Consider the following 9,123-nt stretch of genomic DNA (forward strand, 5'->3'; position numbering starts at 1 on the left):
ACGCACAACCCGGAGGTGGGGATGGAAGAGGGCATGGTCGGCCGCCAGGTGTTTCGCGCAACCTGGCGCAGCAGCACGGTCTGGGTGGTTGCACTGGTGGGGCTCATGGCGCTGGCGTTGGCGGCGGCCGCGCTGGGCACGTCACGTGGCGCCTGGTTCCTGGGTGTGCTGGCGCTCTTTTTCGGGCTCGTGGCCTGGCTGCTGTTGCAGCCCTTGCTGAGCGCGCACCCCATCCTCAGCGTGGGCCGTGACGGCATCGGCGGCTACCTGCTCAAGGGGCAGACGATTCCCTGGAGCGACATCACCGATGTGTCGCACCTGTCGGTGCAGGGACAGGACCACCTCCAGATCCTGTTGCGCGAAGGCGCTGCGTCGCAGGCGGCGACGGCAGGGCTGTTCCGCCGTGGCCTCAAGCGCGGCATCGTGCTCACGCCCTTGCGCAAGGCCGAGCGCCAACCCGCCGTGCAAGCCGCGTTGCAGGCTTTTCAGCGCCACGCCACCGGGCAAGCCCTGCTGGCCTTGAACGGGCGGCTCGACGAAGCGCGGGCGCACGAGGCTTTCGAGGAGCGCCTGCGCGTGCTCACCCCAACCCCGTGGGCGCTGTACGCGGTGATCGCGGTGAACGTGGCGGTGTGGCTGCTCAACCTGTTCGACGGCATGAGCGCGATGAAGCCCGAGTCGGCCGATCTGTTCGCCTGGGGCGCGAACTCGGCCACGGCCGTGGTGCGCGATGGCGAAGTCTGGCGCTTGCTGACGGCGACGGTGCTGCACGGTGGTGTGCTGCATCTGGCGCTCAACATGTTCGCGCTGTGGGACGCGGGGCGGCGTGTGTGCCAGTGGTTTGGCAACGGCCAGTTCCTGTTGATCTACCTGGGCGCGGGCCTGACGGGCAGCGCGCTCAGCCTGCATTTCTCGTCGCAGCAGGCGATTTCGGTGGGCGCGTCGGGCGCCGTGTTCGGTGTGCTGGGTGCCCTGTTGGTGGGGGTGTATCAGCATCGCGAGCGCGTGCCCAAGGCCATGGTGACGCAGCTGCTGACCAGCCAGGGCGTGTTCGTGGCGATCATGCTGGTGCAAGGGTTCGCGCGCTCGGGCATCGACAACGCCGCGCACGTGGGTGGGCTGGTCGCGGGCGCTGTGTTGGCGTGGGTGCTGGTCGAGTTGCTGGACGAACGCGCTAGCGCCGCGCAGCGCCGCCGCCAGCAGGTGATCGCGCTGTGCCTGGTGTTGTTGATGGTGGGCGGCCTCGCGCGCACCGCGCAGCCGGGCGTCGACCACCGGCAGTTGTTCGAATCGCAGGCGGTGTTGAAGGATGTGCTCCCGCGCATGCGGGCGGCGGAAGAGGCGTTTCAGAAAGACGTCAAGGCGCAGCAGGCGGGCAGCATGACCGATGCGCAACTGATCGATGCGATGGAGCAGCGGCACATGCCGGCCTACCGGGAGGTGACCCGGTTGCTCGGCGCCTCGAAGACCGATGCCGCCACGCCGATGCTGGACGATCTTCGCGAGCTCTACGCCACCGTGCTGGAGGTGATGACGCTCGAAGTGGGCAAGCACCGGGGCACGGTGGACGTGGCGCAGGCCAGCGCCCGCCAGGCAGCGCTCTCGACCCGGTTGAAACAGATCAATGCGCGCTTGAAGGCCCGGAACCCTTGAGTGCGCCGCGCAGCATGCCCGCCACGATGAGCACCTGCGCCGCGTAGTAGGTGCCCAGCACCCAGACCTGGGACATCGGCAGCGGCACCACAAACCGGTTGGTGGCCAGCAGCGCATCGCTGAGCATGAAAAAGCCGGTGCCCAGCGCAACGGTGACCGCCGCGCGATCGCGCCGCACCGTGGCGCGGCCCATGGCTTGCGCCGCCATCAGCGCGATCGCCAGCACGTAGGCCGCCACCGGCGCGCGCAAGGCGGGTGGCAATCCGCCCCACCAGAGGAATGCATAGATAGCCACGCCGATGCCCAGCGTGGCAGCGAGCGCGCGCCGGCTCGCGAACCAGGGTGCGTCCTGCCGGAACAGCACTGTGTACGCCAGGTGCGCGAGCAGGAAGGCCACGAGCCCAGGGATGAAGTAGCCCGGGAACATCAGGAATGCGTCACCTGCCAGTGAGAAGGCGAGCGCGCACAGCAACAGCCGATGTGTCGCTCCGCGCGTGTGCGCGAACACCACGGCCATCGCCACGAACATGGCCAGCGGCTTGAACACGCGGTGCAGCTCGATCCAGCCCAAGGCCGCGCAGGCCATGGACAGCGCGCCGCACTCGATGAGCAGCGCCTCGCCCATGCCGATGCGCCCCTGCATCACCGCGGAGATGGCCCACAGCGCGACCAGCAGCACGGCGAACACCACGGCGCTGCGCGAGAGCGGCCAGGCGTCGGCGAACCACAGGAAGCCGGCCACGCCGACGAGCAACAGCGCGAACTGCGCGCCCGCGAACCACCGCACGCCGCGTGTCATGGGCGGCGCGTAGCGCTGCACATGCGCCATGTCGAAGGCCGACGAAGGAAAGCGCGCCGCCACGTCGGCCGGTCGCCAACCCGGGGGCTTGAACCACACGCGCAGCTTGTCGACCCAGCGCCGTGTGTGCCACGAATCCTTGAGCAGGCTCCAGTACACCTCGCCATTCGCCCACAGCGGGTCCCAGCTGCGCAGCGGCTTGCGCGTGCCATAGACGCACGGTTCATCTTCTTCGATAAAGCTGCCGAACAGCCGGTCCCACACGATCAGGATGCCGCCGTAGTTGCGGTCCACATAGCGATCGTTCACGGCGTGGTGCACGCGGTGGTTGGAGGGGCTGCAGAACCAGCGATCGAACCCGCCGAGCTTGCCCACGTGTTCGGTGTGCACCCAGAACTGGTAGAGCAGGTCGACCAGCGCGACCACGGCGAACACCAGCGGCGGCACGCCCGCCACCGCCATCGGCAGGTAGAACACCCAGCCCAGCAGCGCGCCCGAACTGGTCTGGCGCAGCGCGGTCGAGAGGTTGTAATCCTCACTCTGGTGGTGCACCACGTGCGCGGCCCAGAACACCGCGCTTTCGTGTCCGGCGCGGTGCAGCCAGTAGTAGCAGAAGTCGTAGAACACCAGCGCGGTGAGCCAACCCGCCCACGTGGTCCAGAACGGGTGCTCGGGCCAGATCGCGACCGCCGAGTACACGGCGGTGTAGATGCCCACGCGCAGCAGCCGCGTGAATACCGCGCTGATCTGGCTGAGCATGCCCAGGCCGATGCTGCTGATGGCATCGTCCAGCCGGTAGGTGTTGCGCCGGCGCTTCAGGCCGACGGCGACTTCCACCGCGATCAGCGCGAAGAACACGGGCGTGGCCAGCACGATGATCTGGCTCGGGCTCATGGCGGAGGGCGGTCGTGGGGCTGGCGCATGCGCGCATTCTGGGTCGCAACCCGTGCTGGTGGTGTGAGCATCTACCCCAGGGTCTTGTCGCATTGGCGTCCTGCGGGTGGTTGCCAGCTGTCAATGTTTTTCTAATAAAAGCGAAATTTGTTTAGCTTATCTTTTCGGCCGATGCGGCCTACATTCGAGCCCGTGTTGACACCCGGTCAACGAAACCGACACAGGAGATGCGAATGCGGGCGAATCCCATGAAAGCCATCTGGGCAGACGGTGGTGCAGTGGTGAGTGCATGGCTGTCCATTCCCTCGCCGATTACGGCCGAGATGCTGGGCCACCAGGGCTACGACGTGGCCACGCTGGACTTGCAGCACGGCATGATCAGCTTCGAACAGATGCTGCACATGTTCCAGGTGCTGTCGGCCACGCCCACGATGCCGATGGCGCGTCTGGCCGCCAACGACGCCACCCACATCGGCCGCGTGCTCGACGCCGGCGCGTACAGCGTCATCTGTCCCATGATCAACAGCGCCAAAGAAGCCGAAGCTTTCGTGAGCGCCTGCCGCTATTACCCGCACGGCGTGCGCTCCTATGCACCGGTGCGCGGCCAGGTCTACGGCGGCCCCGACTACTTCCCCAAGGCCAACGACGAGATCGTGAAACTCGCGATGGTGGAGACACGCGCCGGCTTCGACGCGCTGGACGAGATCCTGGCGGTCGATGGGCTGGACGGCATCTTCATCGGCCCGAACGATCTGGCGATCGCCTTCGGTTGCCCGCCGATGAGCGAATCGGACCAACCCGAAGTGCGTGAAGCCATCGCGTCCATCTGCGCGCGCACGCGCGCCGCCGGCAAGGTCGCGGGTATCCTGTGCTCGGGTCCGCAGGCCGCGCTCCAGCGCGTCGAACAAGGCTTCCGTTTTGTCTCGGCGGGCGGCGACATCTTCATGTTGTCGCAAGCCGCAAAGAACTCGGTGGCGGTGTTCCGCGAAGGGCGGCGCGCCGCGGCAGCGGAGACCGTTTGAACACGCAGGAACCCGATGCAGCATCGCTTTGACAACCAGACCGCCGTGGTGGTGTCGATCTCGAACCGGGGCGGCGGTGCGTTCGGCATCGCCGGCGGCGCGCGCAACCTGCACGTGGGGGCGGTGTGCGCCCGTGCCTTCGCGCAGGAAGGCGCGCACGTCTGGCTGGTGGACGAGGACGCCAGCGCGCTGGAGGCCCTGGCCGGTGAAATCCGTGTCGCTGGCGGCCGTGCCGACGTGTTGATTGCCGACGCCTGCGATGCGCAAGCACTGCTCGACGTGGTGGCGCGCTGTGGCGGAGCGATGGGGCCGGTGCATGTGCTGGTCAATGGCCACTTCGAGTCGACGATGGGCACGGTGGAAGGCTCGACCGCCGCCGAGTGGATGCGCGCGGTGCAGGTCAACCTGCTCGGTCCCGTGCACGCGACGCAGGCCTTCCTGCCGCTGCTCAAGCGCGCCGCGAGCGCGCACGGCGGTGCGGCCATCGTGCACATCGGCTCGATCGACGGCAGCCTGGGCAACCCGCAGATTCCCGCGTACTCCGCCGCCAAAGGTGGCATCGTGCCGCTGACGCACGTGATGGCGGACGAGTTCAGTGCCTATGGCATCCGCGTCAACTGCGTCGCGCGCGCCATGATGGTCGAGCGCGGTGCACCATCACATCCACGTTTTGCCCCGCTGGTGGCGCAAACGCCTTTGGGTCGACCCGCTTATCCCGACGAAGTGGCCGCCGCCGCCTGCTTTCTCGCGTCCGCTGAAGCCTCGTACATCAACGGCGTCGTGTTGCCCGTCGACGGTGGCCGCAGCGGCATCACACCCGGCACACGCCGCAAGCCTCAAGATCCCACATGAGCTTGTTCACCGAACCCAAGATCGATTGCCATGTGCACGTGTTCGACCCCGTGCGCTTTCCCTACGCCGCCGACACGGTGTACGCCCCGGCCGGCGCCGAGATCGGCACCGCCGACGACCTGGCCCAGGTGTACCGCGCGTATGGCGTGACGCACGCCTTGCTGGTCGAGCCCAACTCGGGCTATGGCGAAGACAATCGCTGCATGCTCGACGCAATAGCGCGCAGCGGCGGCCGCTACAAAGGCATCGCCGTGATGCCCAATAGCACGCAGCGCGATGCGCTCGAAGACCTGCGGCGGCAGGGCGTGGTCGGCGTGGCGTTCAACGCCAGCCTCAACGGGGTGGCGCACTACCGGGGTTGTGCGCCGCTGGTGCGTCTGCTGGAAGAACTCGACATGTTCCTGCAGATCCAGGTGCATGGCGATCAGTTGCTCGGCCTCCTGCCGCTGCTGCAAAACTCGGGCGTGCGTGTGCTGGTGGACCACTGCGGCCGGCCCGTGCCGGGCGCCGGCTTGGCGCAGCCGGGCTTTCAGGCGCTGCTGGACCTCGGGCGCCGCGGCCGGGCGGTGGTGAAGCTCTCGGGCCAGGCCAAGTTCTCGGCCGAGGCCTACCCGCACGCCGACGCCAGGGTCTACGCGCGGGCGTTGCTGGAAGCGTTCACGCCCGACGCCTGCATCTGGGGCACGGACTGGCCGTTCCTGCGCGCCACATCGCGCATCGATGTCGGCACGGTGCTCGCGCTCGCCGGCGAGCTGTTGCCCGATGCGGTGGACCGGCGCAAGGTGATGCACGACAACGCGGCGCGCCTGTTCGAATTTGCGACCTGAGGGTCAACCCATCGCGCGAAACCGCTGCGCGAAAAACTCGGTGAGCAACCGCGCCGCCGCGCTCAAACCCGCCCGCTCGTTGCGGAACAACATGAACTGGCGCCTTGCCTTGGGCGCGCCCATCGGGATCATCACCAGGTTGTAGGGCCTGAGCAGCGGCGTGGTGAACTCGGGCGCGAACATCACGCCGCCGTTCTCCGACACGAGCGCCAGCGCGGTGGAGAAGTGCCCGACCTCGCGCGCGTTCTGAAAGTCCACCACATGTTTCGAATCACGCGCCAGCAGCGTGGCGGCGCGGTGGTCGGCGAGCAGCACGTGTTCGTCTTTCAGCGAACTCCAGCGCACGGTCTTCGAACCCGCCAGCCGGTGGCGCGTGGAGCACACCAGGCTGAGGCCGGACGCGAACAGCAGCTCCGAGGTCATGCCGGGTTCGCAGGCGCGCTCAGGGCCGACGCCGATGTCCACCTCCTTGCGCTGCAGCATGTCCTGCACGTTGTCGTAAGGCGCGGGCACGAGGGTGACGTCAATGTCCGGCCACAACGCCTGGAAGTCGGTGATGGCCGGCGGCAGGATCGAGCAGCTGAGCAGCTGGCTCGCACCCACGCGCACGATGCCCGATTTGTTCTGCGCAATGTGGCGCACCGATTCGTGCAATTTCTGGTGTTCGGTCAACAGCTGTTCGGCCAATGGCAGCATCGCCGCGCCTTGCGGCGTGAGGCGCACCGAACGCGTGGTGCGTTCGAACACGGCAAAGCCCGCGATCTCCTCCAGCGACTTCACGGTTACGCTCAGCGCCGCGCTGGTCAGGTGCAGCACATTGGCTGCCTCGACAAAGCTCGAGGTGCGGGCCACGGTGACAAACACGCGCAGTTGCTTGATGGTGAATTGCATGGCGGTCGATTATCAAAGTTTGTTCAATGCTTTCAAAAATTATTTGACTTTTCTTTATGGTCAATGCTTCGTATAGTTTTCTCCAGGGCGGTCCAGGACCTTCGAGCCGCCGTTCACAACAGGAGACAACACCATGTTTTTTCGACCCATGCTAGCCACCCTTGCGCTCGGTGTGCTGACCGTGACCGGGGTCGCCGCGCAAGGCAACTGGCCCACGCGCCCGGTCAAGCTGATCGTGCACGCGCCGGCCGGTGGCGCCTCCGATGTCTATGCCCGTCTGGTCGCCGATGGCCTGCAGGCCAAGTGGGGCCAACCGGTGGTCGTCGACAACAAGGCTGGTGCCAATGGCCTGGTGGCCACTCAGGCCCTGATGGGTGCCGCGCCCGATGGCTACACGCTGATGCAGACGGCGACGGGCCCCGTGGCCATGAACCCGCTCATGCATGGCAAGGCCTACGACCCGGCGGTGGCTTACGCGGCCATCGGCCCGGTGACGGCCACCAGCATGATCATCGTCGCCGGTGTGAACGAACCCTACTCGGACCTGCGCGGCCTGGCCGCCTATGCCAAGGCGAACCCCGGCAAGGCCAGCTACGCCTCCGCCGGCGCGGGGGCGGTGCCGCACATCGGCATGGAATACGTCAACGTGTCGCTGGGCGCGGGCATGCTCCACGTGCCCTACCGTGGCGAGGCGCAGTTCATTCCCGAACTGCTCTCCGGCCGCGTGTCGATGGCCATGATGATCGCGGGCTCCGCACTCCCGCATGTGCAGTCGGGCAAGCTCAAGGCGATCGCCGTGACCTCGCCCGAGCGCGAGCCCGCGTTGCCCAACGTCAAGACCTTGCAGGAGGAGGGCATCAAGATGTCGCTGCCGCTGTGGTGGGGTCTGGTGGCACCGGCGGGAACGCCGGAGGCTATCGTGAAGAAGATCAACAGCGATCTCGCAGCCGTCGTCGCCAGCCCAGCGGTGCAGAAGCGCTTCGCCGAACTCTCGGTGAGCGCGCCCGCGGCCGTGTCGACCGAGGCGTATCGCAAGTATCTGATCGACGAGGCGCAGAAGTTCGTCACCCTGCTCAAGGAAACGAACATCTCGGTGAAGCCCGAGTAGAACGGATAGGCCCCCGGGCAAGCACCCCTCGGGTTGCCCGTTTTGCATGCCAGAATCCGGCATGCCCGCGACCCCGCCGCCCGCTGCCCAGGTTCCCGAGAGCGCCACCACGGCGCTCTACCGCGCGGCATTGGGGCCCGTGAACACCGCGCAGTGCCTGCAGGTGTTCGAGCGCTTCGACGAGGCCGGGCGCGCCAGCCCGGTGTGGAACCCGGCGGCGGGTTTCCTCACGCTGAACTGGATGGTGTTTCGCCAGCTCTGGGGCGCGGCGCTGGTGTATGTGGTGGGCGTCGGTGGCCTGGCGCTGCTGGCGATCGGCCTGGGGCGGCATTTCCTGCAGTGGCCGCGAGGCGTGGAATGGGGTGTGCTCGGTGCGCTGCTGTTGCTGAGCATTGCCCTTCCCGGTGCCTATGGCCACGCGATCCTGCACACCGACACGCGCCGGCGTATGACGCGCGCGGTGCGCGAAGCGAGCACCCTGCGAGAAGCCTGCGCGACGCTGGCACAGCAGGCGAGTTCCAGGCGGCGTCTGTGGGTGTTGGCGCTGCTCAATGGCTTGCTGGTGGCGGTTGCCGTCGGCGTTTACCTGGTTCCGGGTTCGCCAGGATCGGCGTTGGCACACCCCCCGCAAGCGGGCGTCGCGGCTGCACCGACACCAGCACCAGCACCAACGCCCGCACCGGCTGCGACTCCCGAGCCGCCGGTCCTTCCCGTGCCACCCGCCGTGGTGGCGCCCGAGCCCGAGCCGGCGCCCCCTCCGATGGCAGCGGCGCCACCGCCGGCGTTGCCCGAACCCGTGCGCTTGCCGAGCGCCGTCAAGCCGACCGCGGACAACACGCTGCAGCAGGCCCATGGCATCAACGTCGGCCTGTTCGCCGACCGCGCCAACGCCGAGAAGGCCCATGCGCGCCTGGCCGACGCGGGGTTTGCCGCCCTCCTGCAGACGGTCGAGCGGCCCAACGGACCGCTCACGCGCGTGCGCGTCGGCCCGTTTGCCAGCCGCGCGCAGGCCGACGAAGCGGCGGCGCGCATTCGCGCCCTGGGTCTGGACGCGGTGGTGTTTCGGCCTTGAGCGGG

8 protein-coding genes are annotated in these 9,123 nt (G+C 67.7%); 6 read left to right on the forward strand and 2 right to left on the reverse strand.

Annotated features, from left to right (window positions below):
• Positions 1 to 21 precede the first annotated feature (21 nt).
• Entirely contained in the window at positions 22 to 1,653 is a 1,632-nt protein-coding gene (locus FFS09_RS02995; RefSeq protein WP_137917376.1) for a rhomboid family protein, read from the forward strand.
• Here the strand turns inward: FFS09_RS02995 and FFS09_RS03000 are convergent.
• Complete coding sequence (locus FFS09_RS03000) at positions 1,622 to 3,346, reverse strand: lysoplasmalogenase family protein (RefSeq protein WP_137917377.1); 1,725 nt, start codon at positions 3,344 to 3,346, stop codon at positions 1,622 to 1,624. The genes FFS09_RS02995 and FFS09_RS03000 overlap by 32 nt on opposite strands.
• A gap of 248 nt (positions 3,347 to 3,594) precedes the next feature.
• Here FFS09_RS03000 and FFS09_RS03005 point away from each other — a divergent pair, with 248 nt between their 5' ends.
• Genes FFS09_RS03005 through FFS09_RS03015 form a run of 3 tightly spaced genes read left to right on the forward strand, consistent with a single transcriptional unit; the run spans position 3,595 to position 6,047 of the window.
• On the forward strand, positions 3,595 to 4,368 hold the full coding sequence (locus FFS09_RS03005; RefSeq protein ID WP_252374203.1) for an HpcH/HpaI aldolase family protein: 774 nt from the start codon (positions 3,595 to 3,597) through the stop codon (positions 4,366 to 4,368).
• Positions 4,369 to 4,383: 15 nt separating this feature from the next.
• The gene (locus FFS09_RS03010; protein WP_137917379.1) at positions 4,384 to 5,220 is read left to right on the forward strand and encodes an SDR family NAD(P)-dependent oxidoreductase; all 837 of its coding nucleotides are present in this window, start codon (positions 4,384 to 4,386) and stop codon (positions 5,218 to 5,220) included.
• Positions 5,217 to 6,047 carry an amidohydrolase family protein gene (locus tag FFS09_RS03015; protein ID WP_137917380.1) on the forward strand — a complete coding sequence of 277 codons (831 nt, stop codon included), beginning with the start codon at positions 5,217 to 5,219 and terminating at the stop codon, positions 6,045 to 6,047. The genes FFS09_RS03010 and FFS09_RS03015 overlap by 4 nt, the downstream gene beginning before the upstream one ends.
• A gap of 3 nt (positions 6,048 to 6,050) precedes the next feature.
• Here FFS09_RS03015 and FFS09_RS03020 read toward each other — a convergent pair whose 3' ends face one another.
• The gene (locus FFS09_RS03020) at positions 6,051 to 6,938 is read right to left on the reverse strand and encodes a LysR family transcriptional regulator (RefSeq protein ID WP_137917381.1); all 888 of its coding nucleotides are present in this window, start codon (positions 6,936 to 6,938) and stop codon (positions 6,051 to 6,053) included.
• Positions 6,939 to 7,071: 133 nt separating this feature from the next.
• On the opposite strand from FFS09_RS03020, the gene FFS09_RS03025 reads away from it, so the two are divergent.
• Together FFS09_RS03025 and FFS09_RS03030 are read left to right on the forward strand one after the other, a co-directional pair.
• A complete protein-coding gene (locus FFS09_RS03025; protein ID WP_137917382.1) occupies positions 7,072 to 8,046 on the forward strand; it encodes a Bug family tripartite tricarboxylate transporter substrate binding protein in 975 nt (324 codons plus the stop codon).
• Positions 8,047 to 8,107: 61 nt separating this feature from the next.
• Positions 8,108 to 9,118 carry an SPOR domain-containing protein gene (locus tag FFS09_RS03030; protein ID WP_252374204.1) on the forward strand — a complete coding sequence of 337 codons (1,011 nt, stop codon included), beginning with the start codon at positions 8,108 to 8,110 and terminating at the stop codon, positions 9,116 to 9,118.
• Positions 9,119 to 9,123 lie beyond the last annotated feature (5 nt).

This window comes from Hydrogenophaga sp. 2FB (assembly GCF_005503365.1).
GTDB lineage: Bacteria > Pseudomonadota > Gammaproteobacteria > Burkholderiales > Burkholderiaceae_C > Hydrogenophaga.

Excerpts from the sequence above, each read along its gene's own strand:
- FFS09_RS02995 (WP_137917376.1), top strand. The coding sequence starts at position 22 with ATGGAAGAGGGCATGGTCGGCCGCCAGGTGTTTCGCGCAACCTGGCGC.
- FFS09_RS03000 (WP_137917377.1), bottom strand. The coding sequence starts at position 3,346 with ATGAGCCCGAGCCAGATCATCGTGCTGGCCACGCCCGTGTTCTTCGCG.
- FFS09_RS03005 (WP_252374203.1), top strand. The coding sequence starts at position 3,595 with ATGAAAGCCATCTGGGCAGACGGTGGTGCAGTGGTGAGTGCATGGCTG.
- FFS09_RS03010 (WP_137917379.1), top strand. The coding sequence starts at position 4,384 with ATGCAGCATCGCTTTGACAACCAGACCGCCGTGGTGGTGTCGATCTCG.
- FFS09_RS03015 (WP_137917380.1), top strand. The coding sequence starts at position 5,217 with ATGAGCTTGTTCACCGAACCCAAGATCGATTGCCATGTGCACGTGTTC.
- FFS09_RS03020 (WP_137917381.1), bottom strand. The coding sequence starts at position 6,938 with ATGCAATTCACCATCAAGCAACTGCGCGTGTTTGTCACCGTGGCCCGC.
- FFS09_RS03025 (WP_137917382.1), top strand. The coding sequence starts at position 7,072 with ATGTTTTTTCGACCCATGCTAGCCACCCTTGCGCTCGGTGTGCTGACC.
- FFS09_RS03030 (WP_252374204.1), top strand. The coding sequence starts at position 8,108 with ATGCCCGCGACCCCGCCGCCCGCTGCCCAGGTTCCCGAGAGCGCCACC.